Here is a 24,893-nt window from a genome sequence, read left to right as displayed (position 1 = left end):
ACGGGGTTGCGAGGGTCGTCGCTGAGAGCGCATCACGGCGTCGACGGCGGACCGGCCTTCGCCGCAGCCCGCGCGACGACGCCGAAGGCGAGGGTCTCGACGACCACGGTGACCTCGAGACCCACCCCGTCGCAGGCGGCGAGCGCGACGCCCCACGCCGCCGCGAGGTCGTCGGCGCGCTCGCACGGGTCACCCGCGGCGGCGCCGGACGCCGCATCCGCCGCTGCGAGCGCCGCGGCGTCCGCGGCCGCCGCGAGCCTCTGCCCCTGCACCGCCGCGGCGCCGACGCCCAGCGCCGCGATCGTCACCGCGACCGATGCCGCCGTCACCCCGACGGTCAGCACCGAGCCGGCCATCTCACAGCCCGCCGTCGAGAGCGCAGGCCGTGGCGGAGGTGCGCGGCAGAAGCGCGAAGCCCGTCGACGCCGACGCCCGCACGCACACGAGCTCATCGCGGTGCTCGACGGTGACGGATGCCCCCTCGATCGCCGCCGCCACCGCGGCGTCCGCCCGCGCAGGCGGCTCGCCGCGCGCGATCAGCCGTGCCGCGTCGGCGGCGGCGTCCTGCAGAAGCACGGCGCGTGCGGCGGCTCCGAGCGCGCCGACGCCGAGCGCCATCGTCAGCGCCGCGACAGGCAGGGCGATCACGAGCTCGGCCGTGACGGATCCGCCGTCACCGTCACCGATGCGCACCCCGCGGCGGACGATGCGCATCACGCGACGGTGAGCGCGCGCCGCACCAGATCGGTGAGGATGCCGCGCACCTCGTCGCTGCGCATGATGACAACGAGCAGGCCCGCGAAGGCGACGGCCGCCATCGTGGCGACGGCGTACTCGGCGGTGGCGGCTCCGCTCTCGTCGGGGAACAGGCGTGCGGCACGGCGGCGGGTGAGGTGCGGGAAGGACATGGGGTTCTCCTGATCTCTCGATGGGTGGGACACGTCAGAGGGTGAAGGTCGTCGTGGTCAGAACACTGAGCAGCATCGGCGCGACGCCGAGCAGCAGGAACGCCGGGAGGGTGCACACCCCGAGCGGAAGCAGCAGCTTCGATGCGAGCTGAGCGGCGCGCATCCGGCCGGCGGTGCGCACGTCGTGGCGCGCGAGGGCAGCGGTGGCGCGCAGCAGCTCGACGGCGGGGACTCCCGCCCGCCGCGACAGCTCGAGCACGGGTGCGTCGGCGCCCGGTGCGCTGCCGGTCGCCTCGACGACCAGCGTGCGAGCGCGATCGATCGACACGCCGCCGGACAGCGCGATGGCGAGCAGATCGTCCTGAAGACCCGGGATGCCCGCGCCCTCGCCCGCCCGCCGGACCAGCCGCGCCGACCATCGTCTGCCGACCACTGTCAAGACGGCCCCAGCCGCCAGACACGCCCACCCGGCAGGACCGGTCAGCAGCACACCGACGGTGTCGAAGCCGAGGGCGACGCCGAGCGCGAGGCCGACCGCGGGCAGCCAGCCCATGAGCCGTGCGGTCGCCGCCGGCTCGGCCAACGCGACCCTCACCTCGTCGCCGGCGCGGCGCGCGTCGTCGGCGGCGGCAGCGATCGCGCGAAGACTCGGCGCGAGCGGGGCGCCGACGACGACGGCGACCTGCCACGCCGCCGCCAGCGCCCGCCACGATGGGTCGTCACCCGACCCCAGCTCGGCGACGGCCCGCGCGACGGGTTCGCCGCCTGCGACGGCGTCGACCACGCGACGTGCGGCCGGATCGCCGGCGTACGCCAAGTGCTCCCAGGCGCGCGGAGGCGCGACTCCGGCCTCGAGCAGCACGGCGAGTCGCAGCAGCGTGCCGGCGGGTGCCGTCGAGGGGGTCGGGCGCATGCGCGTCAGAGGCACGGCATCACCACGAGACGTCTTCGACCGAGAGGCGGCCGTCGGCGCCGACGACCGGTCGGCCCACCTCCGCGAGCCGTCGGACGCCGTCGCCGCCGCGCTCGAGGTGGAGGATGAGCCCGATCGCGCTCGCGACCTGACGGGCGAGGGCGGTGTCGCCGAGGCCGGCGAGCGCGCCGAGCGCCTCGAGCCGGGCGGGTACGTCTGCGAGCCCGTTGGCGTGCACGGTGCCCGCGCCGCCGTCGTGCCCGGTGTTCAGCGCCGACAGGAGTTCCCGAACCTCGTCACCGCGGCATTCTCCGATCACGAGCCGGTCGGGACGCATGCGCAGCGCTTCGCGGACGAGGCGGGCCAGCCCCACCGCGCCGGCGCCTTCGAGATTGGGCTGGCGTGCCTCGAGTCGCACATGGTGGGGGTGCGAGATCGACAGTTCGGCGACGTCCTCGATCGTCACGATGCGCTCCGAGACGGCGGCGCAGCCGAGCAGGGCCGACAGCAGGGTCGTCTTGCCCGACCCCGCCGCACCGGTGACGAGGATGTTCTCGCGACGGGCGACGACATCGCGCAGCATCCGTTCCGCCGCCTGGTCGAACACACCGAGCGACCGCAGCGCGGCGAGGTCGGGCCCGTCGAGCCGCGGCACGCGGATCGAGATGACGGTGCCTTCGGCCGCGATCGGCGGAAGCACCGCGTGCACGCGGACTCCCCCCTCCAGCCTCACATCCATGCACGGCGTGCTGTCGTCGATGTGGCGACCACCGGCCGCGATGAGCGCGACCGCGAGTTCGCGCACTTCCTGTTCGTCCGCGTGCCATGTCGGCACCCGCACCGCACCATCGCCGCGATCGACGAACATGCCGGCGCCGCCGTTGACGAAGACGTCGGTCACCCCGGGGGCATCGAGGAACGCCGCCAGGGGCGCGAGCGCCGGATGCCGGTGCACCGGTCGTCGGGACGGGAACGAGGAGGCGTCGGATGCGCCCGGACGCAGCGAAGGGGGAACGTCGGCGATGAGCGGTGTCGCCGACTCCGCCGGCCACCCGGCGTCGTCGGGCGGCGCGGTCTGCGTGCGGCGCCGGACGACGAAGGGGGCTGACATGGGTCCGACGCTAGGCAGTGCCAGTCGCAGGAATCGGCTCCATCACCGCATCCGTGGACGACGGTCGGCGCTCGCGCGCCTGTGGAGGAGAGGGTGAGGCAGGCACCCCGCGAAAAAAGGGGCGGCATCCCATGGGGGGAATGGGATGCCGCCACGAGCGGCACCACGGTTCGGGGGGTGATTCGGGTGCCGCAATGCCAGAATCGATGTTCGGCCGGTGAAGAGCATACGCAACGTTGCGCAACCTTCCAAACAATCTGCGGCGACTTCGGGAAGATATATCGGTTCCCGTCCAACAACCGAGTACCCACTATCGGAGGTAGTGGTCGCTCGGACGCCGTGGGTAGGGTGCCGTGCAGACTCGCCGTCATCGGCATTCGACCGTGCAAAGGAGCGCTTCGTCATGAGCAGCCAGATCGACCACCTCCTCAATGAGGACCGCCGCTTCGCCCCCTCACCCGAGTTCGCGGCGTCGGCGATCGCCGACGCCGACCTCTACGCGCGCGCCGCCGAGGATCGACTCGGGTTCTGGGCCGACCACGCCCGCGACCTGCACTGGCACACGCCGTTCACCGAGGTGCTGGACTGGTCGAATCCCCCCTTCGCGAAGTGGTTCGACGACGGCGAGCTCAACGTCGCCTACAACTGCCTCGACCGTCACGTCGAGGCCGGCAACGGCGACCGCGCGGCGCTGCTGTGGGAGGGCGAGCCCGGCGACGAGCGCCGTGTGACCTATGCGGAGCTGACCGACGAGGTCAAGCGCGTCGCGAACGTGCTCGAGGGTCTGGGCGTGGTCGCGGGCGACCGCGTGGCGATCTACATGCCGATGATCCCCGAGGCCATCGCGGCGATGCTGGCCGTGGTGCGCATCGGGGCGATCCACTCCGTCGTGTTCGGCGGGTTCTCGGCCGACAGTCTGCGAGCGCGCATCGACGATGCCGGCGCGAAGGTCGTCATCACCGCCGACGGCGGATATCGCAAGGGCAAGGTGTCTGCGCTCAAGCCCGCGGTCGACCAGGCGCTGTCCGACCGCGGCGCGGGCGTGCAGGAGACGGTCGAGCACGTCCTGGTGGTGCGCCGCGGCGAGAACGAGGTCGACTGGACCGACGGACGCGACATCTGGTGGCACGACGCCGTGCCCGCGGCTTCCGCCGATCACGACGCGCCGGCACTGCCCGCCGAACACCCGCTGTTCATCCTGTACACCTCGGGCACGACCGGAAAGCCCAAGGGCATCCTGCACACCTCGGCGGGTTACCTGACCCAGGCGGCGTTCACCAACCGCGTCGTCCACGACATCCACCCCGAATCCGATGTGTACTGGTGCACCGCCGACGTGGGCTGGATCACCGGTCACACGTACGTCACCTACGGTCCGCTCGCCAATGGGGCCACCCAGGTCATCTACGAAGGCACGCCGGATGCCCCGCATCCGGGCCGCTGGTGGGAGATCGTGGAGAAGTACGGTGTGACCGTGCTGTACACAGCGCCGACGGCCATCCGCTCGTTCATGAAGATCGGACGCGCCGTGCCCCAGTCGTTCGACCTGTCGAGCCTGCGGGTGCTCGGCTCGGTGGGCGAGCCCATCAACCCCGAGGCGTGGATGTGGTACCGCGAGATCATCGGCGCGGACTCCGCCCCGATCGTCGACACGTGGTGGCAGACCGAGACCGGCGCGATCATGGTGTCGGCGTTGCCGGGCGTGACCGAGACGAAGCCCGGCAGTGCGCAGGCGCCGATCCCCGGCATCAGCATCGACGTCGTCGATGAGCAGGGCCGGCACGTCGGCAACGGCAACGGCGGACTGCTGGTGGTCACCGAACCGTGGCCGAGCATGCTGCGCGGCATATGGGGCGACCCGGAGCGGTTCGTCGAGACGTACTGGGAGAAGTTCCGCGACCAGGGGTTCTACTTCGCCGGCGACGGGGCGCGACTCGACGACGACGGCGACGTGTGGCTGCTCGGTCGTGTCGATGACGTGATGAACGTGTCGGGACACCGCCTGTCGACGGCCGAGATCGAGTCGTCGCTCGTCGCCCACGAGGCGACCGCCGAAGCGGCGGTCGTCGGAGCGAGCGACGAGACGACGGGACAGGCGGTCGTCGCGTTCGTCATCCTCAAGGAGAGCTACCTCGCCGCGCACGCGCCCGAGGGCCTGGCCCAGCAGCTGCGCCTGTGGGTGGGCGAGCAGATCGGCCCGATCGCCCGTCCGCGCGACATCTACATCGTCAGCGAACTGCCCAAGACGCGCTCGGGCAAGATCATGCGGCGCCTGCTGCGTGACGTCGCCGAGGGCCGCGAGGTGGGTGACACGACGACACTCGCCGACACGGCGGTGATGAGCGTGATCTCGGCCCAGGTGAAGTAGGGAGCGGTCCTCGTCAGACCAGGCTGAAGACGACCTCGACCTCGACGGGGGCATCCAGTGGCAGGACTGCGACGCCGACGGCCGAGCGTGCATGGCGACCGGCCTCGCCGAAGATCTCGCCGAGCACCTCGCTGGCACCGTTGACGACGCCGGGCTGGCCGGTGAAGTCGGGCACCGATGCGACGAAACCGGTGACCTTCACGACGCGGACGAGCCGGTCGACGCCGCCGGCGGCGGCCGCGGCCGCAGCGAGCGCGTTGAGCGCGCAGACCCGGGCGAGTCCGTGGGCGTCGGCGGCCGCGACGAGGTCCGGTCCGTCACCCACCTTTCCGGTTGCCGGCAGCTCCCCCGACACCATCGGCAGCTGACCCGCGGTGTAGACGAGATCGCCATGGACGATCGCGGGGACATACGCCGCGACCGGCGGGACGACGGCGGGCAGATCGATGCCGAGCTCCGCCAGGCGCTGGGAGACGCTCATGGGGTCACTCTCCGTCGAACTGGCGCGCCGCCTGGGCTGCCGCATCCAGTCCCGCATTGTCTGCCCCGGCACCGGTCGGGCGCTTGAGGTAGGCGACCAGGCCGCCCTCGGGCCCGGGCACCACCTGCACGAGTTCCCAGCCCTGCTTGCCCCAGTTGTTGAGGATCGCAGCGGTGTTGTGGATCAGCAGGGGCGTGGTCAGGTACTCCCACGTCGTCATCGGTGTCTCCTCGCAGGGGCGCGCGTCAAGGGATCGCCCAGGGTTCTGGCCTACGATCAAGCCTATGCCTGATAAGAATCGGACGGCCAGCGGCGTGCTCGGCGGACTCGCCGGATTGGTCGGCCTCAGCGCCGTCGCGGGAGTCCTCGTCACTGCGACAGTGACCCCCGCGATCGCGGTGTCGGGCGCAGCGGCATCCAGCGCCATCACGATGTTCGACAATCTGCCGAGCGTCCTGGACATCGATCGTCTGATGCTGCCGACGACGCTGTACGCCAAGAAGCCCGACTCCGATGACTATGTCGAGCTGACGCAGTTCTACGACCAGAACCGGTCGCCGGTCGAGTTCGACGAGATCACCCCCGTCATGTACGACGCGATCCTCTCCAGTGAGGACCCGCGCTACTACCAGCACGGCGGCGTCGACCTCATCGGAACGACCCGCGCCGTCCTGTCGAACCTGCGCGGCGGCGGGGAGACCCAGGGCGGATCCTCGATCAGCCAGCAGTACGTGAAGAACATCCTCGTCCAGCGCTGCGAAGCCGACGCCCAGACCGAGGAAGAGAAGTACGAGTGCTGGACGGCTGCGACGACCGCGGCGGGCGACGAAGGCATCCAGCGCAAGCTGCAGGAGATGCGGTACGCGATCGCGCTCGAGCAGAAGTACTCGAAGAACGAGATCCTGCTCGGCTACCTCAACATCGCCAACTTCGGCGGCACCACCTACGGCATCGACGCCGCAGCCCGGCGGTATTTCGGGGTCTCGGCGGCGGATCTGTCGCTCGCACAGGCCGCCACGCTCGCCGGCATCGTGCAGAACCCGAACACCTACCGCATCGACATGAAGGCCGGCTCGATCACCAACGCTGATGGCGTGGGCCTCAACGGCGAGCCCGACGGCGAGGTGGATGCCGCCGCCGGACAGCTCGCGGCGCTCGACAACCTGCTGGCCGACGGCACGATCGACCAGGAGCAGTACCTCGCCGCCGCCGACGGCTACACCCTCACGAAGGGTCGCCAGCTGTATGTGCTGAGCCGCATGCTCGATGACGGCAAGATCACACGCGATCAGTACGTCGAGGCCGTGATCGCTCCGATCACACCGAAGATCACCTCGCCGAAGACCGGATGCTCGGCGGCGACGGGCGCGGAGTACTACTGCCAGTACGTGCGTGCCGTCATCGAGAACGATCCCGCTTTCGGCGCCACGATCGACGAGCGCACGGAGCTGCTGCGTCGGGGCGGTCTGAACGTCTACACCACGCTCGACTGGAGCCTGCAGAAGTCGGCGACCGAGACCATGTCGCGGTATGCGCCGAGCTCGATCGCGGACATGAACTTCGGGTCCACCTCGGTCAGCGTCGAGGCCGACACCGGTCGCGTGCTCGCGATCGCGCAGAACACCAAGTTCCGCGACGGCGACAACGGGGGCGATCCGAACTACTCGAGCATCGTCTACGCCGGTGATCTGACGCACGGCGGGTCGATCGGCTTCCCCGCAGGGTCGACCTTCAAGCTCTTCACCCTGCTCGGCTGGCTCGAGGAGGGGCACTCCGTGAACGAGGTGGTCAACGCCGCGGTGCGCCCGCCGATGAGCATGACCAACACGTGCGCAGGCAACTGGGTCAACAACTCCAGCCCGCTGTGGAAGCCGAACAACTTCGGCGAGGTGCCCGGCTACGCCGGAACACCGATGCAGTTCACGGCGCAGTCGCTGAACTCCGGGTTCGTCTTCATGGCCGCCGAGCTCGATCTCTGCGAGATCCAGAAGATCGCCACCAAGATGGGTGTGACCCTCGGCAACGGCGAGGAAGTGCCGATGGTCAACGCCAACGAGGTCATCGGCTCCGACGCGATCTCACCGCTGGCGATCGCGGGTGCCTACGGCACGGTCGCGAACAACGGCATCTACTGCGAGCCCAAGGTCATCGACAAGGTCGTGGACCCGGACGGCAACGAGCTGGCGCTGCCCGAGCGGTCGTGCGAGCAGGTGCTCGACCCGGCCGTGGCGGCGACGGCGGCGTATGCACTGCAGGGTGTGATGCAGAACGGCGGCACCGGCTCGACCGCGAACCCGCGCGACGGCGTGCCGCTCATCGGCAAGACGGGAACCCACGAGGAGTCGCAGACCTGGGTCGTCGAATCCTCGACGAAGGTCGCCACGGCGGTGTGGGTCGGCAACTCGATCGGTGAGCGCGATGTGTTCAAGACGTGGGCGAACGGCACCCAGGTCGCCTACCTGCGCTACTCGATCGCACGCGAGATCCAGGGCGCAGCCAACGCGCTCTACGGCGGGTCCGCCTTCCCGTCACCCGACAGCAACCTCACCCGTCAGGTGCTCATCGAGATGCCCAACGTGGTGGGCATGACCGTCGAGGAAGCGACCAGCACGCTGCAGAACGCCGGCTTCCAGGTGATCGTCGGCAGCGCGGTGGACTCGGATGTCGCCAAGGGCGTGGTCGCCGACCAGGATCCGCCCGGCGGTCTGGTCAACGGCGGCACCGTCGTCACCATCTTCCCGAGCAACGGCGCGGGTATCACGGTGCCCGACGTGGCCGGCAGGAACCTGGATCGCGCGATCTCCGATCTCAGGCGCGCAGGGTTCGGCAACGTGCAGGCCGGAACCTGTACGCAATCCGATGACGCCGGCAACAACCCGCAGGCGACCGGCACCAGCCCGGCTGCCGGTTCGACCACCAACCGCAACACCGCGATCGTCGTCGACTACGTCGCCCGCGACTGCGGCGGAGACGACGACGAGGACGAGGGCGACAACCCCGGCAACGGTGGCGGCAACGGGTGACCCGCCCGTCGACAGCGAATCCGACCGCCCTCACCGCGCTCGCCGCGGTGGGGGCGGTCGCCGCAGGCGCGGCCGTCTGGGGCATCGGCATCGAGCGCCACCTGTACACGGTGCGCCGCCATGAGCTGCCGATCCTGCCGACGGGATCGACGCCGGTCCGGATCCTCCACCTCTCGGACGCCCACATGGCACCGTGGCAGCGCCACCGTCAGCGGTGGATCGCCGGCCTCGCCGAGCTCGAACCCGACCTGATCGTGAACACCGGCGACAACCTCGGGCACGTGGACGGGCTGCGCGGCCTGCGCTCCGCGCTCGATCCCTTCCGGGGCATCCCCGGTTTCTTCGTGCACGGTTCGAACGACCACGCGGCGCCGAGTCCGCGCAATCCCCTGCGCTACTTCGCCGGCCCGTCGAAGACGACGCGGTCCGTGGAGCCGCTGGACACGCCGGCGCTGGACGGATACCTCACCGAGACACTCGGGTGGGTCGACCTCAACAACGCCGCCGGCTCGCTGTCGGCGGCCGGCCGTCGCATCGACGCGTTCGGCGTGAGCGACGCCCACCGTGGGTGGGACCGGCTCGACGTGCTGCCCGACCTCGTCGCGGGCCTCCGCGACGAGGAGGACGTGCCCCTGCTGGGCGTCACCCATGCACCGTACCGTCGCGTGCTCGACGTCTTCTGCGACCTCGGCGCCGACGCGATCTTCGCAGGCCACACCCACGGCGGCCAGGTGCGCATCCCGGGTTCCCCTGCCGCGCTCGTCGCGAACTGCGACATCCCGCTGGACCAGGCGCGAGGGCTGTCGACGTGGTCGCACGGCGGCCGGACGATTCCGCTCAATGTGAGCGCGGGGCTCGGCCACTCCATCTACGCACCGGTGAGATTCGGTTGCCGTCCCGAGGCATCCCTGCTCGAACTGACCGCTCGCGCATGATCGCCGCGGTTCGGAGCACGGGCACCCATCGGGTAGACTCGGAGGGTTGCCACGGGGTGTGGCGCAGCTTGGTAGCGCGCTTCGTTCGGGACGAAGAGGCCGCAGGTTCAAATCCTGTCACCCCGACCATGACATCGAGACGAGGAGCATGATGCCCACTCGCCTGATCGCCTTCGATCTCGACGACACGCTCGCGCCGTCGAAGCAGCCCCTGCCCTCGCGCATCGCCGATCTGCTGGTGGCCCTGGCGGAGCGCGTCGACGTCGCTGTGATCTCGGGCGGCCAACTGGCGCAGTTCCGCGCCCAGGTCGTCGAGCAGCTGCCGGATGCCCCGCACGAGACGCTCGCCCGCATCCACCTTCTGCCCACGTGCGGCACGCAGTACTACCGACTGGTGGCCGGTGAGGTCGAGACCGTCTACGCGATGTCGCTCGACGCCGACCAGAAGCGACGCGCGATGACCGCGCTCGAGACCGAGGCCCGACGACTGGGGTACTGGGAACCCGAGCCGTGGGGTGACATCCTCGAGGACCGGGGGTCGCAGATCACGTTCTCGGCGCTCGGTCAGCAGGCTCCGCTCGAGGCGAAATCCGTGTGGGACCCCGACGGCGCGAAGAAGTCCGCGCTGCGCGCCGCGGTGGCAGCGCTCGTGCCCGATCTCGAGGTGCGCTCGGGCGGGTCGACCTCTGTGGACATCACCCACCACGGCATCGACAAGGCCTACGGCATGAACCGACTGGCCGAGCAGACGGGAATCCCGCTCGAGGACATGCTGTTCGTCGGCGACCGCTTGGATCCCGACGGCAACGACTACCCCGTGCTCGCCATGGGCGTGCGTTGCCAGTCGGTGGAGGGCTGGGAGGACACCGCGGCGTTCCTCGAGTCGCTGCTGCCGACCCTCTGAGTCGACGAACCTGCTCGCAGCGCGGTTGGCGGGGCGCCCGACGACGCGGACGCCCCGGCCGTACGTCAGTACGTGAGCACCTGACGCCCGTCGTTGACGAGATCGCGGATGCTCGCCTCGCCGCCATTGCTGGCGACCAGGGGCCAGCCTGCACGCTCGATGTCGTCGCGCACCTTGTGGCTGATCGCGCAGAACTTGCACGCACCGATCACGGTCGGCCGGATGCCGTCGATCAGCCCGTTCATCGGATTGCCCGGATCGCTGACGGCGGCGAGCGCCTCGACTCCTGATCCGTCGAAGAGGACGACGACGTCGTCCCCGGCATTGGCGAACTCCGCCGCGGTCTTCAGTCCGCGGTAGATGCGCGCGGTGTCTCCGGACGCCGGCTCGTAGATGACCACGGCGATCTTGTTCTGCTCTGACATTTCACTCCTTTTGACATACCGGTCGGTATACGTGTCCATAGTACATACCGGTCGGTATAGTGGTCGCATGAGGACGACGATCGACGCGGACGGCTCCCCGCGCGGATCGGCGCGCGAGCGGCTGCTGGCGGCTGCGAGCGACCTGTTCTACGCCGAGGGCATCAACGTCACCGGCGTCGACCGCGTGGCGTCGACGGCAGGCGTGACGAAGGCGACGCTCTACTACAACTTCGGAAGCAAGGAAGAACTCGTCGCCGCCTGTCTGCGGCGTCAGCTCGACGCGTGGATCGCCACGACCTCCGCGATGGATCATGCCGACGCCGCCCCCGCGATCCGCGTGGGACGGCTGTTCGACGCGCTCGAGACCGACGCGCTGAACCCGGAGTACCACGGGTGCCCCTTCACCAACGCCGCCGTCGAGATGCGTGAGAGCGCTGCCGTCATGGCCGTCGTGCACGAGTATCGCGATCGGCTCGGTGCGCTGGTGCGCGCGATGCTCGGAGCCGGGCGGACGGATGCTGCAGACGCCGTCGTCTACCTGTACGACGGCGCGATCGCCGCCGTCAAGACCACCGGCGACCGCTCGCACATCCGACGCGCGCGCGACGCGGCGTTGCGCACGCTCGCGTGATGTGAGCCCTGCTCACCACCCCGATCCCGAAGAGGACGCGCCGTCGCCGGCTACGTCGCCTTCTGCGCAGGGGTGCGCGTGGTCGACGGACGCGTGGCGGAGCGCGGGCGACGTCCGCTCGGCGTGGCGATCGGTGCGAGCCTGGTCAGCTGTGTGACGTGCTTCGGCGTCAGCTCGGAGAGCTCGGACACGCCCAGCAGCTTCATGGTGCGTTCGATCTCAGCGCGCAGGATGTCGATCGCGCGATCGACGCCCTGACGACCGCCCGCCATCAGCCCGTACAGGTAGGCACGCCCGACCAGCGCGAACTTCGCGCCGAGGGCGACCGACGCCACGATGTCGGCGCCGTTCATGATGCCGGTGTCGACCATCACGGTCGCGTCCTTGCCGACCTCGCGCACGACCTGCGGCAGCAGGTGGAACGGCACAGGGGCACGGTCGAGCTGGCGCCCGCCGTGGTTGGAGAGGATGATCCCGTCGACGCCGCGCTCGATGAGGGCGACCGAGTCTTCGACGTTCTGCACGCCCTTGACCACGAGCTTGCCCGGCCACATCTCGCGGATGACCTCGAGATCGTCGTACGAGATCGTGGGATCCATCGCGGCGTCCAGGAGCTCGCCGACGGTGCCGCCGGTCGACGACAGCGACGCGAACTCGAGCTTCGGCGTGGTGAGGAAGTCGAACCACCACCACGGCCGCGGAATGGCGTTGAGGATCGTGCCGATGCTCAGCTGCGGCGGGATCGAGAAGCCGTTGCGCTTGTCGCGCAGTCGCGCTCCGGCCACCGGAGTGTCGACGGTGAACATGAGGGTGTCGAAGCCGGCGGCGGCGGCGCGCTCGACCAGACCGTACGAGATCTCGCGCTGGCGCATGACATAGAGCTGGAACCAGTTGCGCCCCTGCGGGTTCGCCGCCTTGACGTCCTCGATCGATGTCGTGCCGAGTGTCGACAGGGTGAACGGAATACCCGCGGCGCCGGCGGCCGAGGCCCCGGCGATCTCACCCTCGGTCTGCATGAGGCGCGTGAAGCCCGTCGGCGCGATGCCGAAGGGCAGCGCGCTCGGACCGCCGAGGATCTCGACCGACATGTCGACCGAGGGCGCCGGACGCAGGATGCCCGGGTGGAACTCGACGTCTTCGAAGGCCTGCCGGGCACGCGCGAGCGAGAGCTCGCCTTCGGCGGCCCCGTCGGTGTAGTCGAAGGCGGCCTTGGGTGTGCGGCGGTGGGCGATGGCACGCAGGTCGGCGATCGTCAGCGCACCGCTGAGGCGCCGCGTGCGACCGTCGAACTCGGGCTTTTTGAACTGCATGAGTTCGAGCAGTTCAGCGGGATTCGGGAGCTGACGCTGCACCATGGTGTCTCCTTCGTCAGGCGTCGCGGACGAGCGCCGCGCGCGCGTAGTAGCCGGTGATGTGGTCATGGACGAGGGTCGCCGCGCGCTGCGGCTCACCTCGGTCGAGAGCGTCGAGGATCGCACCGTGCTCGGCGCGCAGACGGTCGGCGGTGGCATCCCAGTCGTCGATGCGCGTGGCACCCGCGTTGACGTACGACTCGATCGCCGAGCGCAGCCCCGCCATCATCGCGGCGATCACGGCGTTGCCGGATGCCTCGGCGAGGGCGAGGTGGAACTGCGCGTCGAGGGCGAGGAACTCCGCCGGAGTGAGGTCGTCGGCCGCCATCGCCTCGAGCAGCAGGCGCGCCGCGCCGAGGTCGGGATCCGGTTCGGCGCCGAGCGCATGCGCCACCGCCGCCTCGAGCACGAGCCTGGTGCGCACGACGTCGTCGAGCGGGAACCCCTGTGCGGCGACCTGCAGACGCAGCAGCGCCGCCATGCCGCCCTGCGGGGTCGCGATGATGATCGCGCCCGAGGTCGGTCCCGAGCCGGTGCCGGTGCGGATGAGGCCCATCACCTCGAGCACCCGCAGCGCCTCGCGCACGCTGGATCGGCCGACCCCCAGGTTGGCAGCCAACTCGCGCTCGGGCGGCAGACGGTCGCCCGGCGCGAGGGCACCGTCGAGCAGATCGGTCTCGATCTTCTCGAGCACGGTCCGCCACGCGCGCACGGCTTCGGCCACGGGAGCTCCCCCTCTATGGTCTGACCACAGTAGCGTCTGTGGTCTGACCACGCAATCCGCCGAGTGCCCCGTACGCTGGGCCCATGGATCCGCTCGTCATCGTCCTCATCGTCGCGGGCGCCGCCAGCGCATTCTGCTGGATCGCGTCATTGCTCACGAACGACACGTCGTGGGTCGACAGACTGTGGTCGATCGTGCCGGTCGTCTACGTGTGGATCTTCGCGATCGCCGCGATCATCGACGGCCGTGACGCCTCGCGACTGGTCGTCATGGCGGTGCTGGTCACCGCGTGGGGCGCGCGATTGACCTTCAACTTCGCCCGCAAGGGCGGGTACACGGGCATGGAGGACTACCGCTGGGCCATCCTGCGCGGCCGCATGTCACCGGCGATGTTCCAGGTCTTCAACCTGCTGTTCATCGTGGTCTATCAGATGGCGCTGCTCGTGCTCATCACCTTGCCCGCGCAGATCGCGTGGCAGCATCCTGCCCCCTTCACCGTCTGGGACGCCGCGTTCGCCGTGCTCTTCGCCGCACTGCTGGCGGGTGAGTTCCTCGCCGACCAGCAGCAGTGGGAGTTCCACCGCCGCAAGCGTGAGGCCGGGGGCGTGCTCGAACCCGGCTTCCTGACCACGGGGCTGTTCGCATACAGCCGCCATCCCAACTTCTTCTTCGAGCAGGCGCAGTGGTGGGTGTTCTACGCCCTGGGTGCGTCCGCCGCCGTCGCCTCGGGTCTCGGGTTGTGGGGTGGGGCGTTGAACTGGACGATCCTCGGTGCCGCCCTGCTGACGCTGCTGTTCATCGGCTCGACGATCTTCACCGAGTCGATCTCAGCGGCCAAGTACCCGGCGTACGCCGACTACCAGCGCACCACGTCGATGCTGATCCCGCTGCCGCGTCGCCGGTCACGCGCCGAGCGCACCGCCTGAGCATCAGACCGTCGCGTAGCCCTGCGGGTTCTGCGACTGCCACCGCCACGCGTCGCGGCACGCGTCGTCGATCGTGAGTTCGGCGCGCCAGCCCAGCCCTTGCTCGGCCTTCGACGGGTCGCAATAGCTCGCTGCGATGTCGCCGGGCCGCCGCGGCAGGACGACCGCAGGAAGGTCACGGCCGCACGCGCGCTCGAACGCGGCGATGAGCTCACGCACGCTCACCGGGATGCCGGTTCCGAGGTTGTAGACGTCGTAGCCCGCACGTGCGTGCTCGAGCGCGGCGACGTGCCCCGAGGCGAGGTCGGCCACGTGGATGTAGTCGCGCTGGCCGGTGCCGTCAGGGGTGTCGTAGTCGTCGCCGAAGATGCCGATCCGCTCCAGGGCGCCGACCGCGACCCGCGCGACGTACGGCATGAGGTTGTTGGGCACCCCGTTGGGGTCCTCGCCGATCGACCCGCTCGGGTGCGCCCCGACGGGGTTGAAGTACCGCAGGCTCACCGCCCTGAGTTGAGGATCGGCGGCTGCGGCATCCTGCAGGATCTCCTCGATGATGCGCTTGGTCTTGCCGTAGGGGTTGGCGAGGTCGATGCCGGTCGGCGATGCCTCGGTCATCGGCAGGACCTCGGGATCGCCGTACACGGTGGCCGAGCTCGAGAACACGATCGTGCGGATGTCGAGGCGCGCCATCGCACGCAGGACCGCGAGCGCCGAGCCGACGTTGACGTCGTAGTACCGCACGGGCTCCGCGACCGACTCCCCCACGGCCTTGAGTCCGGCGAAGTGGATGACGGCGTCGACGGGACCGTGTGCGGCGGCGAACGCGACCAGGGCCTCCTCGTCACGGCAGTCGGCGACCAGCAGCGGCACCGAGGCGCCGGTGATGCGCTCGACTCGGGCGATCGCCTCAGCGCTCGAGTTCGACAGATCGTCGACGACGAGCACGTCGTGGCCGGCCTCGATGAGGGCGACCGCGGTGTGGGCGCCGATATAGCCGGCACCGCCGGTCAGCAGGACTCGCATGATCTCAGCCTAGGCGGCGCAGCAGGTCATTCCAGACGCCCGCCCGACTCGCGCAGATAGCACTCCGCGCACATCGACTCGTACGTCACCCGATCGGCGGACAACTCGTCGATCGCGACCTGGTCACCGTCGAAGACGAACCGCCCGCCCGCGAGCCGTGCGTTGAACAGCGCCTTGCGTCCGCAACGGCAGATCGTCTTGAGCTCCTCGAGGCTGTGGGCCAGTTCCAGCAGCCGACGCGATCCGGGAAACGCCCGCGTGCGGAAGTCGGTGCGGATGCCGTAGGCCAGCACCGGGATGCCGTCGAGCACCACGATCCGCAGCAGGTCGTCGACCTGTGCGGGGGTGAGGAACTGCGCCTCGTCGATGAGCAGGCACGCGACGTCGTGCGCACGGGCGGCCGGCGCCTCGACGGGCAGCAGAGATTCGACACCGGCGTGCCGCAGGCGTGAGCGATGGGCGGCGAACAGCGCGCGCACGTCAGCGTCGCGTGGGATGAGGAAGTCGACCTGACGGGTCACTCCCAAGCGGCTCGAGATGCGATCGGCATCCTTGGTGTCGATCTCGGGCTTGGCCAGCAGCACATGCTGGCCGCGCTCCTCGTAGTTGTAGGCAGCCTGCAGCAGCGACGTGGACTTGCCGGAGTTCATCGCGCCGTAGCGGAAGTAGAGCTTGGCCACCCGTCGAGCGTAGCCGCCCCGGCGCCGGGGCGGTGTCAGCGTCCGCCGAAGCCGCCGCCTCCCCCGCCGCCACCTGAGAAGCCTCCACCGGACGAGCCGCCCGACGACGACCAGCTCGTGCTCGACGAACTCGACGACCCGCTCGACCCGCTCGACACCGGCGTCGCGGCGAGGCGGCCGATCGAGCGCGAGGCATCCGACAGCGAACTCGACCTCACCGCATCGAACAGCGAGACACGGGCGACCGCATCGGCGGCGCCCGGATCCGCCGCGCGGATCACATCGACCCAGTCGCGCTCCATGCCGAACAGCACCGCATACGGCAGCAGCCGCTCGTAGAGGTTGACGACGTCGGCCCCCGGAGCATTCGGCGCGTCGCCGTACGGTCGACGGCCAGCCGAGACGAGGTCGGCGGTCTGCGGCGCCTGAGCTGCACGCAGCCGCTCCTCTTCGGCGAGCTCCAGGTACTCGCGGATGCCCTCCAGATACGTGGTGTGGATGCCGCCCGCCAGCGTCAGGGTCGATGCGGGCAGCCGTACCCACGGCACGCCGAGGAACGCGACCGCGGTCGACACGATCGCCGCCGCGTAGATCCAGCCGCCCAGCGCACCGAGGTCGTCGAGCACGGACGGGTACCCGGTGAACGCCGTCATCCCGATGAGCAGCCAGAATCCCGTGAACGGCACCAGGCCCTTCAGGCCGCCGATCCAGCCGGGGCGCTTCGTGCGGTAGCCGCGCTTGACCGTGAACTCGTCGATGCGCCGCACATAGGTCACGGCGCGTGTCGGCGGCTTGCGCGCGAAGGCCCCGAGATCGGCCTTCGCGCCGACTTTCGCCCCGCGGCCGAAGACCGTGTCGACGACGCGGCGATCGTCGTGGTCGAGTCCGGTGGCGTCGACCAGCACGAGGTCGAAGTCGGCGGGTGCCGCACGCTCACCCTCGGCACGCACCTCGATGCGGTCGCGCACGGCGAGATCGACCACGTGAGCGGCCAGCGCACGGGCGGGCACGTCGAGCACACCCGCCGAGAGAGTGGGCGACTCGTCGACGGGCGGGGTGTACTGCACGATCACCGGCGAGCGGTCGGGGTTGCGTCGCAGCACGGCCCGCAGCACGAGGAAGAACACGAACGAGCCGAACCCGGCGAGCAGCGCGAGTCCGGGCAGGATCCACTCCCACCACGGGTAGGGCGGTGGTGGCGGCGGAGCGGGTGCGGCGAACGCGCCCACGTCGAAGCCGATCGCGACGGTCACGTTCTCATGCGCGCCGAGCCCGGTATCGCGCGCGGTGAACGCGACCGCGCCCACCGCGGCATCCGTCGCGCCCCAGGATTCCGCCCACTCCTGCACCGGAAGGGGCCACGCGGCATCCGCCGCCGGCCCCTCGATCGCGCAGAGGTCGGTCGAACCGGCCCGGCCCGTGTAGCAGTAGGCGCTGCCGCGCTTCAGAGCGGATGCCGCATCACCGGCGACGTGCACGGTCGCCGTGACCGCGTCGAAGGGCTGCACGTGGTCCACCCCCACCGTGTCCCAATAGAACTCGTCGGCCTCGGTGTCGGCGTAGCGCAGCACGACGTCGCGCATCGCGTAAGTGATGACGTACGTCTGTGGACCGCGCACGTAGCTGTCGTCACCGGTGAGCACGTAGACGAACTCGCCGTCGCTCTCCGTCCACCACGGGATCGGAGCACCCTCACCGCCGGTCACCGAGATGACGTCCGTGTCGAGGTCGATGCCCGAGTCGTAGAGGGGGATCGCGCGGACGATGCCCTTGTTCTGGTCGAAGTCGGGGAAACGCGCGACGATCGTCTCGGTGGTCAGCAGCCGACTGCGATCGCCCTCACCACGGATGAGCCAGTAGTCGGCGTCGTAGGAGTCGAAGCTGAAGTCGTCGACGCCGGCGACCAGACGATCGGATGCCGCGACGGCAGCGCGCTCCGCCGTCGCCGCCGGTGCGGCGCCGACGAGCAGCATCCCGATGACCGCGACAGCCGCGGCCGCGCGCATGATCCTCCCCCGCATGCGCCCAGAATAGGGCCGCCGGCCGTCAGGCGGTGAGCGCGAGTGTCTCGGCGGTCCCCGAAAGGGACTCCTCTGCCGCGTCGGGACGCGGGTTGAGCGACTCCCCGTAGCTCGGGATCAGCTCGCCCAGCCGCGGTTTCCACTCGTCCATGCGGTCGGGGAAGCAGCGCTGCAGCAGGCCCAGCATGATCGACACGGCCGTCGACGCCCCGGGCGATGCGCCGAGCAGACCCGCGATGGAGCCGTCCGCGCTGGTGACCACCTCGGTGCCGAACTGCAGGATGCCGCCCTTGTCGGGGTCCTTCTTCATGACCTGGGCGCGCTGGCCGGCCTGGATGAGCTCCCAGTCCTCGTCCTTCGCCGTGGGCATGAAGGTACGCAGGCTGTCGACCTTCTTGCCGTGGTCTTTCAGCAGCTCGCCGACGAGGTAGGTGATGAGGCTGGGATTGTCGATGGCGACCTTGAGCATCGGCCAGAGGTTGCCCCAGCGCACCTGGGTGACGATGTCGAAGATCGAACCCCGCTTGAGGAACTTGGGGCTGAACGTCGCGAACGGTCCGAACAGCAGGGATGCCTCACCGTCGACGACCCGGGTGTCGAGGTGCGGCACCGACATCGGCGGTGCGCCGACCGATGCCTGCGAGTACACCTTGGCCTTGTGCTGAGCGACGAGGGCGGGGTCGGTCGTCTTGAGGAACTGCCCGCCGATCGGGAAGACGCCGTAGCCGGAGATCTCGGGGATGCCCGAGCTCTGGAGCAGCTTCAGCGCCCATCCGCCCGCGCCGACGAACACGAATCGCGAGGTGATCTCACCGGGCGTGCGGCCGACGGAGTTGCGCCACTTGAGCTTCCACTGACCGTCGGCGAGACGCCGGATGCTGCGCACTTCGCGGTTGGTGACGACCTCGACGCCCCGCTCTCGGAGGTTGTCGAACAGCTGTCGGGTGAGCGCGCCGAAGTCGACGTCGGTTCCCGCCGGAACGCGCGTAGCCGCGAACGGCTCGCCCTTGCGGCGCTTCTGCATCAGCAGCGGTGCCCACTGATTGATGACGCGTGAGTCCTCGCTGTACTCGATGCCGGCGAACAGCGGTTCCTTCTTGAGCACCTCATAGCGGCGCTTGAGGTAGGCGACGTCCTTCTCGCCCCGTACGAAGGTCATGTGCGGGGCGGAGTTGATGAACGTCGAGGGCGCATCGAGCACGCCCTGCTCGACCAGCGACGACCAGAACTGGCGGCTCTGCTGGAACTGCTCGTTGATCGCGATCGCCTTGGCGGGATCGAGCGATCCGTCCTTCCCCTCGGGCATGTAGTTCAACTCGCACAGCGCCGCGTGGCCGGTGCCCGCGTTGTTCCAGGCGTTCGAGCTCTCGAGCGCCACGTCGTGAAGTCGTTCGAAGACGACGATGCGCCAATCGGGCTGCAGCTCCTTGAGCAGCGTTCCGAGGGTGGCACTCATGATGCCACCGCCGATGAGGACGACGTCGACGGGTTCTGTCACCCGACCATCCTAGATCGCCGCGGGCGCGGCCTTTCGCGCGGCGACGAGCTCGGCGATCTGCACGGCGTTCAGTGCCGCTCCCTTGCGCAGGTTGTCGTTCGAGATGAACAGCACGAGGCCGCGACCGGCAGGCGCCGACTGGTCGGCACGGATGCGACCGACGTAGCTCGGGTCGCTGCCGGCGGCCTGCAGTGGAGTCGGCACTTCCTCCAGCGCGACGCCCGGCGCCGAAGCCAGCAGTTCACGCGCCTGCTCGGGTGTGATCTCACGGGCGAACTCGGCGTTGATCGACAGCGAGTGCCCGGTGAACACGGGCACGCGCACGCAGGTGCCGGCGACCCGCAGGTCGGGCAGTTCGAGGATCTTGCGGCTCTCGTTGCGGAGCTTCTTCTCCTCGTCGGTCTCGTTGAGCCCGTCGTCGACGAGGTTGCCGGCGAACGGGATGACGTCGAACGCGATCGGCGCGATGTACTTCTCGGGTTGCGGGAAGTCGACGGCGGCGCCGTCGTGCACGAGGTCGATCGCGCCATCCTGAGCGACGACGGCTTCGACCTGGCCGAGCAGCTCCTGCGCTCCGGCGAGGCCGGAGCCCGATACCGCCTGGTAGGTGCTGACGATGAGCCGCTCGAGGCCGGCAGCGGCGTCCAGCACCTTCAGCACCGGCATGGCCGCCATCGTCGTGCAGTTCGGATTCGCGATGATGCCCTTGACGGCCCCATCGATCGCATGCGGGTTGACCTCGCTGACCACCAGGGGCACGTCGGGGTCCATGCGCCACGCGCTCGAGTTGTCGATGACGATCGCGCCGGCCTCGGCGAAGCGGGGCGCGTGCGCGCGGCTGCCGGTGGCGCCGGCCGAGAACAGGGCGATGTCGATGCCCGACGGGTCGGCGGTCGCGACGTCTTCGATGATGACGGTCTCACCGCCGAACTCGACTGCGGTGCCCGCGGAGCGCGCGGTGGCGAACAGGCGCAGTTCGCGGATCGGGAAGGCCCGCTCGGCGAGGATCTCGCGCATGGCGGTGCCCACCTGGCCGGTGGCGCCGACGACGGCGACGGAGAGACCTGAGTCGGAGATGCGGGTCATGACGGATCCTTGCTGCGATGGGCGGGAGAGGCCGATTCTACCGGTGCGGCCGCAGTCCGAGCGTCGGCTGTCGCCGCCGACACCGGGGCCGATCGCTCAGCCGCCCGTGCGCGCGAGGGTCGCGTGCGCACGCTGATAGCGTGACAGCGTGCCGCTGCGCGTCGACCGACCCACATCGTCGATCGGGTCGTTCGCACGGTCGTTCCTCGAGGCATCCGTCGTGCTCACGCTCGTCGCCGGAGTGCTCGTCCTGGTCCGCGTCATCTCGGTCGCACGCGGCGACATCCACATCGCGTACCTGCTGCTCGACGGCGCAGACCTCGTGTCGATCGTCCTGTCGACCCTGCTGGCAGTGGCACCGCTCCTCGTGCTCGGCCTGCTCGTGGCGGGCTGGTTCTGGCTGGGCTGGCGCAGCGCTGCGGCACTGGAAGCCTCTCCCGAAGACCGCGCCGGCCTGTCGACACTGCTCGCACCCGCGCTGGCGGTCGCTGCGCTGGTGGCCCTCGCGATCCCGTTCCTACCGCTCGAGCGGCCCGACTTCGCGGCGCTCACCATGTTCGCCTTCATCCCGGGCCTGGTCGCCCGCCCCCTCTCGCAGATCCGACGAGGCCGTGCGGAGTGGTCGACGAGCGCGTACGTGGCTGTGGGTGCTTTCGTCGCTGCGGTGGTGACCCTTCCTCTGCTGGCCGGGCAGATCATGGTGCAGGGGGCGATCGCACTGGACCTCGACGAGCCGTGGGCGCCGACCGAGGCCATCGTCTTCGACGACGGCGGCACCGAGGTCTCCCACGTGGTGGGGCAGACCGATGAATGGCTCACTCTGCTGACCGATGATCCTCGCGCCATCCGCATGGTGCCGAGCGGCACCGTCGCCGGCAGGGTCGTGTGCATACCCGTCGAATGGGACGAGTACAACGCAACCGTGCTCGGCGGGCTGCACCTCGAGGTGTCGTCGGCGTTGCCGCAGTGCGACGACCAGATCGAAGCCTGGATGCAGCCCTGATCAGCGACCGGTGCCGGCGTAGACCGTGGCGTCGACTTCGCCGTCGAGGCCGTAGGCCGTGTGCACGACGCGCGCCGCCTCGGCGAGGTCGTCGCCGCGGACCACGACCGAGATGCGGATCTCGGACGTCGAGATCATCTCGATGTTGATGCCTGAGACGCTCAGCGCCTCGAAGAGCGTCGCCGACACGCCGGAATGCGTGCGCATGCCCGCCCCCACGACCGAGAGCTTGCCGATCTGATCGTCGTGCACCAGGCTCTCGAAACCGACATCGGCCTGGTCTGCGGCGAGCGCGCGCAATGCGGTGGGCGCGTCCGCCTTGGGAAGGGTGAACGAGATGTCGGTTCGACCCGTCGCCGCGGCGGACACGTTCTGCACGATCATGTCGACGTTCGCTCCGGTGCGGGCGACGAGTTTGAAGATCTCGGCCGCCTTGCCGGGAACGTCGGGGACGCCGATGATCGTGATCTTCGCCTGGCTCTGGTCGGTCGCGACACCCGCGACGATCGGCTCTTCCATGGTCTCTCCCTCTTCGGCATCGGGGACCTGCATCCCCTCACCCAGCACGTAGGTGCCCTCGGCCGACGAGAACGTCGAGCGGGCGTGGATGAGCACGCCGTGGCGGCGTGCGTACTCGACGGCGCGGATGTAGAGCACCTTCGCACCGTTGGCGGCCATCTCGAGCATCTCTTCGCTCGAGACCCGGTCGAGCTTGCGGGCCTTCGGCACGACGCGCGGGTCGGCGGTGAAGATGCCGTCGACGTCGCTGTAGATCTCGCACACGTCTGCGTGCAGGGCCGCAGCGAGCGCCACGGCTGTCGTGTCGGAGCCACCGCGGCCGAGCGTCGTGATGTCGCGCGTGTCGCGATTGAAGCCCTGGAAGCCCGCGACGATGACGATCGCCCCCTCGTCCAGCGCCTCGCGCAGACGCACGGGAGTGACGTCGACGATGCGGGCGGCGCCATGCGTGGCATCCGTGATCATCCCCGCCTGGCTGCCGGTGAACGACCGGGCCTCGAAGCCCATCGAGTGGATGGCCATCGCCAGCAGCGCCATCGCGATCCGCTCGCCGCTGGACAGCAGCATGTCGAGCTCGCGGGGAGCGGGGATCGGCGCCACCTGTCCGGCGAGGTCGAGCAGTTCGTCGGTCGTGTCGCCCATTGCGCTCACGGCGACGACGACGTCGTGCCCCTGCCGACGGGTGTCGACGATCCGCTTCGCGACGCGCTTGATGCTCTCGGCGTCGGCGACGGAGGACCCGCCGTACTTCTGGACGATCAGCGCCACGTGGAACTCCCGGTGATGCCGTCGCGCGGCATGTGTGGTGTGTCGGGGCGCGCGGATGCCGCGCCCGAAGGTCAATACTACGGATGCCGCCGCGGTGTCCCCACGGGACGGGCATCCGGATGGCGCGAAGCTAGGATCGAGCGCGCGAGACCGCCATCCAGAAAGCGAGCACCACCATGTCCGGACGGCTCCGGTGACCCGGCCGCGCCGCCGCCTCCTCTCTTCGCTGAGCGGGCTGGTCCACAGCGGCGACTCCACCGGGGCCGAGACCACGACCCTTCCCGTCATCGACGACACGATCGCGGTCGAGGTTCTCGACCTGGCCGTGCGCATCGGCGAGTCGATGCTCGTGGCCGGCGCGTCGGCGAGCGAGGTGACGACGACGATCGTCCGGGTCGCGGCCGCCTACGGTCTCGAGCCGGTGCAGGTCGACGTCACCTACAACTCCATCACCGCCGCCTACCACCGAAGCGGCGCGCCGCGACCGATCACGCTGCTTCGGGTGGTCGCCGGCGCAGCGCCGGACCACGAGAAGCTGCAGAAGCTTCAGGCGCTCGTCATCCGCATCACGGGCGGGCTCGCGCTGGAGGATGCCGCGACCCACTACCGCCGCGTGCGTCGCACTCCGTTCCGCTACCGCCCCATGGTCGTCGTCGCAGCGCAGGCCCTGCTGGCCGTCGGCGTCGCCGTGATGTTCGGCAGCAGCTGGCTGGTGTACGTCCTCGCGTTCATCGCCGCCGCACTCGCGGCGCTCACCCAGCTCGGTCTGTCGCGCCTGCAGGTGCCGTTCTTCTTCAGCCAGATCGCAGGGGCGTTCGTGCTCACGCTCGTCGCCGCGCTCTCCCCTCTTCTCGCCCACACCGGATTGCCCGGCGCCGCGGGACTGCGGCCGGCGGTCATCGTCGCGTCGGGCATCGTGCTGATGCTCGCCGGTCTCACGGTCGTCGGTGCCGCGCAGGACGCGATCGACGGGTTCGCACTCACCGCCAGCGGACGCATCCTCGAGCTCATGACGCAGACGCTCGGCGTCGTCCTCGGCATCCTCATCGGGCTCGAGGTGGCCCGGGTCATCGGGATGGGGATGGAGCCGCCCGACGACGCCGTGCCCCTCGGTCCCGTGGCCCTCCAGTTCATCGGCGCCGCCGTCATCGCCGTGGCTGTCGCCGTCTACAACGGCGCGGGCCTGCGGATCATCGTCGTCAGCGCCGTGCTGAGCCTCGTGGCGTGGCTCGGGTACTTCCTCGCCACGTCGGTGGGCTTCGTCCCGGCCGCGGCCAGCGGGCTCGGCGCATTCGTCGGCAGCTTCGCCGGCGTGCTGCTCGCGTACCGCCTGCACGTACCCTCGGTGGCGATCACGACGGCCGCGATCCTTCCGATGGTCCCTGGCGCGGCAGTGTTCCGCGGACTGCTGTCGGTCGTCGAGGCCGGCGACAGCGCGACCCAGCTGCTGATCGGATTCGGCACATTGGTCGGCGCCGCGATCGTCGGTGTGAGCCTCGCCGTCGGAGCCTCGCTCGGCATCTACCTGGGTCAGCCCGTGCGCGCGTCGCTCGGCAGCGTCGCACGGTCTCGCGCGCGCCTGCGCCGCTGACGT

At 69.9% G+C, this 24,893-nt stretch carries 24 protein-coding genes and 1 tRNA gene; 9 read left to right on the top strand and 16 right to left on the bottom strand.

What is annotated here, in order from left to right:
* Window positions 1-32: 32 nt before the first annotated feature.
* From ABD663_RS15130 to ABD663_RS15110, 5 genes are read right to left on the bottom strand one after another with little or no spacing between them, the layout of a single operon-like run.
* Window positions 33-356: an Rv3654c family TadE-like protein gene (locus ABD663_RS15130; RefSeq protein ID WP_344739995.1), complete on the bottom strand. Its 324-nt coding sequence runs from the start codon at window positions 354-356 to the stop codon at window positions 33-35.
* Window position 357: 1 nt separating this feature from the next.
* Window positions 358-714, bottom strand: coding sequence for a TadE family type IV pilus minor pilin (locus tag ABD663_RS15125; protein ID WP_344739993.1), 357 nt, complete (start codon window positions 712-714; stop codon window positions 358-360).
* Window positions 714-908, bottom strand: coding sequence for a DUF4244 domain-containing protein (locus ABD663_RS15120; RefSeq protein ID WP_344739991.1), 195 nt, complete (start codon window positions 906-908; stop codon window positions 714-716). Before ABD663_RS15120 ends, ABD663_RS15125 begins: the two co-directional genes overlap by 1 nt.
* Before the next feature lie 34 nt (window positions 909-942).
* A complete protein-coding gene (locus tag ABD663_RS15115) occupies window positions 943-1,821 on the bottom strand; it encodes a type II secretion system F family protein (protein WP_344739989.1) in 879 nt (292 codons plus the stop codon).
* Between the two features lie 19 nt (window positions 1,822-1,840).
* On the bottom strand, window positions 1,841-2,932 hold the full coding sequence (locus tag ABD663_RS15110; RefSeq protein WP_344739987.1) for a TadA family conjugal transfer-associated ATPase: 1,092 nt from the start codon (window positions 2,930-2,932) through the stop codon (window positions 1,841-1,843).
* Window positions 2,933-3,335: 403 nt separating this feature from the next.
* Here ABD663_RS15110 and acs point away from each other — a divergent pair, with 403 nt between their 5' ends.
* A complete protein-coding gene (gene acs / locus ABD663_RS15105) occupies window positions 3,336-5,300 on the top strand; it encodes an acetate--CoA ligase (RefSeq protein WP_344739985.1) in 1,965 nt (654 codons plus the stop codon).
* Window positions 5,301-5,313: 13 nt separating this feature from the next.
* Here acs and ABD663_RS15100 read toward each other — a convergent pair whose 3' ends face one another.
* Complete coding sequence (locus tag ABD663_RS15100) at window positions 5,314-5,781, bottom strand: RidA family protein (RefSeq protein ID WP_344739983.1); 468 nt, start codon at window positions 5,779-5,781, stop codon at window positions 5,314-5,316.
* 4 nt (window positions 5,782-5,785) lie between these two features.
* A complete protein-coding gene (gene sp36 / locus ABD663_RS15095) occupies window positions 5,786-6,001 on the bottom strand; it encodes a Sp36 family protein (RefSeq protein ID WP_344739981.1) in 216 nt (71 codons plus the stop codon).
* A 64-nt stretch (window positions 6,002-6,065) separates the two neighbouring features.
* On the opposite strand from sp36, the gene ABD663_RS15090 reads away from it, so the two are divergent.
* The 4 genes from ABD663_RS15090 (at window position 6,066) to ABD663_RS15075 (ending at window position 10,643) form a co-directional block, all read left to right on the top strand.
* The gene (locus tag ABD663_RS15090) at window positions 6,066-8,804 is read left to right on the top strand and encodes a transglycosylase domain-containing protein (RefSeq protein WP_344739979.1); all 2,739 of its coding nucleotides are present in this window, start codon (window positions 6,066-6,068) and stop codon (window positions 8,802-8,804) included.
* Complete coding sequence (locus tag ABD663_RS15085) at window positions 8,801-9,739, top strand: metallophosphoesterase (protein ID WP_344739977.1); 939 nt, start codon at window positions 8,801-8,803, stop codon at window positions 9,737-9,739. Before ABD663_RS15090 ends, ABD663_RS15085 begins: the two co-directional genes overlap by 4 nt.
* 52 nt (window positions 9,740-9,791) lie before the next feature.
* A tRNA-Pro gene (locus ABD663_RS15080) sits at window positions 9,792-9,868 on the top strand.
* 22 nt (window positions 9,869-9,890) lie between these two features.
* Window positions 9,891-10,643, top strand: a complete 753-nt coding sequence (locus tag ABD663_RS15075) for an HAD-IIB family hydrolase (RefSeq protein WP_344739975.1) — start codon at window positions 9,891-9,893, stop codon at window positions 10,641-10,643.
* 65 nt (window positions 10,644-10,708) lie between these two features.
* On the opposite strand, the gene ABD663_RS15070 is transcribed toward ABD663_RS15075, so the two are convergent.
* The gene (locus tag ABD663_RS15070; RefSeq protein WP_344739973.1) at window positions 10,709-11,068 is read right to left on the bottom strand and encodes a sulfur reduction protein DsrE; all 360 of its coding nucleotides are present in this window, start codon (window positions 11,066-11,068) and stop codon (window positions 10,709-10,711) included.
* 67 nt (window positions 11,069-11,135) lie between these two features.
* Between ABD663_RS15070 and ABD663_RS15065 the strand changes: the two genes are divergently transcribed.
* Window positions 11,136-11,699 (top strand): TetR/AcrR family transcriptional regulator, encoded by a 564-nt coding sequence (locus ABD663_RS15065; protein WP_344739971.1) that lies wholly within the window; start codon window positions 11,136-11,138, stop codon window positions 11,697-11,699.
* A 50-nt stretch (window positions 11,700-11,749) separates the two neighbouring features.
* Here the strand turns inward: ABD663_RS15065 and ABD663_RS15060 are convergent, their stop codons facing one another.
* Together ABD663_RS15060 and ABD663_RS15055 are read right to left on the bottom strand one after the other, a co-directional pair.
* Window positions 11,750-13,054 carry an alpha-hydroxy acid oxidase gene (locus ABD663_RS15060; RefSeq protein WP_344739969.1) on the bottom strand — a complete coding sequence of 435 codons (1,305 nt, stop codon included), beginning with the start codon at window positions 13,052-13,054 and terminating at the stop codon, window positions 11,750-11,752.
* Window positions 13,055-13,067: 13 nt separating this feature from the next.
* Window positions 13,068-13,775 carry a FadR/GntR family transcriptional regulator gene (locus ABD663_RS15055; protein ID WP_344739967.1) on the bottom strand — a complete coding sequence of 236 codons (708 nt, stop codon included), beginning with the start codon at window positions 13,773-13,775 and terminating at the stop codon, window positions 13,068-13,070.
* 83 nt (window positions 13,776-13,858) lie between these two features.
* On the opposite strand from ABD663_RS15055, the gene ABD663_RS15050 reads away from it, so the two are divergent.
* Window positions 13,859-14,701, top strand: a complete 843-nt coding sequence (locus ABD663_RS15050) for a DUF1295 domain-containing protein (RefSeq protein ID WP_344739965.1) — start codon at window positions 13,859-13,861, stop codon at window positions 14,699-14,701.
* Between the two features lie 3 nt (window positions 14,702-14,704).
* On the opposite strand, the gene galE is transcribed toward ABD663_RS15050, so the two are convergent.
* The 5 genes from galE to ABD663_RS15025 are packed head-to-tail and all read right to left on the bottom strand — an operon-like array spanning window position 14,705 to window position 21,009.
* Window positions 14,705-15,724 carry a UDP-glucose 4-epimerase GalE gene (gene galE / locus ABD663_RS15045; RefSeq protein ID WP_344739962.1) on the bottom strand — a complete coding sequence of 340 codons (1,020 nt, stop codon included), beginning with the start codon at window positions 15,722-15,724 and terminating at the stop codon, window positions 14,705-14,707.
* Between the two features lie 26 nt (window positions 15,725-15,750).
* Window positions 15,751-16,404, bottom strand: coding sequence for a thymidine kinase (locus ABD663_RS15040; RefSeq protein WP_344739959.1), 654 nt, complete (start codon window positions 16,402-16,404; stop codon window positions 15,751-15,753).
* Window positions 16,405-16,439: 35 nt separating this feature from the next.
* Window positions 16,440-18,425, bottom strand: coding sequence for a DUF2207 family protein (locus tag ABD663_RS15035; protein ID WP_344739957.1), 1,986 nt, complete (start codon window positions 18,423-18,425; stop codon window positions 16,440-16,442).
* A 25-nt stretch (window positions 18,426-18,450) separates the two neighbouring features.
* Complete coding sequence (locus tag ABD663_RS15030) at window positions 18,451-19,923, bottom strand: malate:quinone oxidoreductase (protein WP_344739955.1); 1,473 nt, start codon at window positions 19,921-19,923, stop codon at window positions 18,451-18,453.
* A gap of 9 nt (window positions 19,924-19,932) precedes the next feature.
* Window positions 19,933-21,009, bottom strand: a complete 1,077-nt coding sequence (locus tag ABD663_RS15025) for an aspartate-semialdehyde dehydrogenase (protein ID WP_344739953.1) — start codon at window positions 21,007-21,009, stop codon at window positions 19,933-19,935.
* 148 nt (window positions 21,010-21,157) lie between these two features.
* Between ABD663_RS15025 and ABD663_RS15020 the strand changes: the two genes are divergently transcribed.
* Entirely contained in the window at window positions 21,158-22,012 is an 855-nt protein-coding gene (locus ABD663_RS15020) for a hypothetical protein (RefSeq protein WP_344739951.1), read from the top strand.
* On the opposite strand, the gene ABD663_RS15015 is transcribed toward ABD663_RS15020, so the two are convergent.
* Complete coding sequence (locus tag ABD663_RS15015) at window positions 22,013-23,299, bottom strand: aspartate kinase (RefSeq protein WP_344739949.1); 1,287 nt, start codon at window positions 23,297-23,299, stop codon at window positions 22,013-22,015.
* A 193-nt stretch (window positions 23,300-23,492) separates the two neighbouring features.
* On the opposite strand from ABD663_RS15015, the gene ABD663_RS15010 reads away from it, so the two are divergent.
* Window positions 23,493-24,890 (top strand): threonine/serine exporter family protein, encoded by a 1,398-nt coding sequence (locus ABD663_RS15010; RefSeq protein ID WP_344739947.1) that lies wholly within the window; start codon window positions 23,493-23,495, stop codon window positions 24,888-24,890.
* Window positions 24,891-24,893: the final 3 nt, after the last annotated feature.

Origin of the sequence: Microbacterium awajiense (genome assembly GCF_039536545.1) — a bacterium.
GTDB lineage: Bacteria > Actinomycetota > Actinomycetes > Actinomycetales > Microbacteriaceae > Microbacterium > Microbacterium awajiense.
The sequence above is the reverse complement of the archived record's forward strand: the minus strand, read 5'-3'. Positions and strand labels throughout refer to the sequence as shown.

Coding starts and splice junctions, on each gene's coding strand:
- galE (WP_344739962.1), bottom strand. CDS start 15,724: ATGCGAGTCCTGCTGACCGGCGGTGCCGGCTATATCGGCGCCCACACC.
- ABD663_RS15110 (WP_344739987.1), bottom strand. CDS start 2,932: ATGTCAGCCCCCTTCGTCGTCCGGCGCCGCACGCAGACCGCGCCGCCC.
- ABD663_RS15065 (WP_344739971.1), top strand. CDS start 11,136: ATGAGGACGACGATCGACGCGGACGGCTCCCCGCGCGGATCGGCGCGC.
- ABD663_RS15060 (WP_344739969.1), bottom strand. CDS start 13,054: ATGGTGCAGCGTCAGCTCCCGAATCCCGCTGAACTGCTCGAACTCATG.
- ABD663_RS15035 (WP_344739957.1), bottom strand. CDS start 18,425: ATGCGGGGGAGGATCATGCGCGCGGCCGCGGCTGTCGCGGTCATCGGG.
- ABD663_RS15115 (WP_344739989.1), bottom strand. CDS start 1,821: ATGCGCCCGACCCCCTCGACGGCACCCGCCGGCACGCTGCTGCGACTC.
- ABD663_RS15120 (WP_344739991.1), bottom strand. CDS start 908: ATGTCCTTCCCGCACCTCACCCGCCGCCGTGCCGCACGCCTGTTCCCC.
- ABD663_RS15090 (WP_344739979.1), top strand. CDS start 6,066: ATGCCTGATAAGAATCGGACGGCCAGCGGCGTGCTCGGCGGACTCGCC.
- ABD663_RS15070 (WP_344739973.1), bottom strand. CDS start 11,068: ATGTCAGAGCAGAACAAGATCGCCGTGGTCATCTACGAGCCGGCGTCC.
- ABD663_RS15075 (WP_344739975.1), top strand. CDS start 9,891: ATGCCCACTCGCCTGATCGCCTTCGATCTCGACGACACGCTCGCGCCG.
- ABD663_RS15050 (WP_344739965.1), top strand. CDS start 13,859: ATGGATCCGCTCGTCATCGTCCTCATCGTCGCGGGCGCCGCCAGCGCA.
- ABD663_RS15130 (WP_344739995.1), bottom strand. CDS start 356: ATGGCCGGCTCGGTGCTGACCGTCGGGGTGACGGCGGCATCGGTCGCG.
- ABD663_RS15100 (WP_344739983.1), bottom strand. CDS start 5,781: ATGAGCGTCTCCCAGCGCCTGGCGGAGCTCGGCATCGATCTGCCCGCC.
- ABD663_RS15125 (WP_344739993.1), bottom strand. CDS start 714: ATGCGCATCGTCCGCCGCGGGGTGCGCATCGGTGACGGTGACGGCGGA.
- sp36 (WP_344739981.1), bottom strand. CDS start 6,001: ATGACGACGTGGGAGTACCTGACCACGCCCCTGCTGATCCACAACACC.
- acs (WP_344739985.1), top strand. CDS start 3,336: ATGAGCAGCCAGATCGACCACCTCCTCAATGAGGACCGCCGCTTCGCC.
- ABD663_RS15025 (WP_344739953.1), bottom strand. CDS start 21,009: ATGACCCGCATCTCCGACTCAGGTCTCTCCGTCGCCGTCGTCGGCGCC.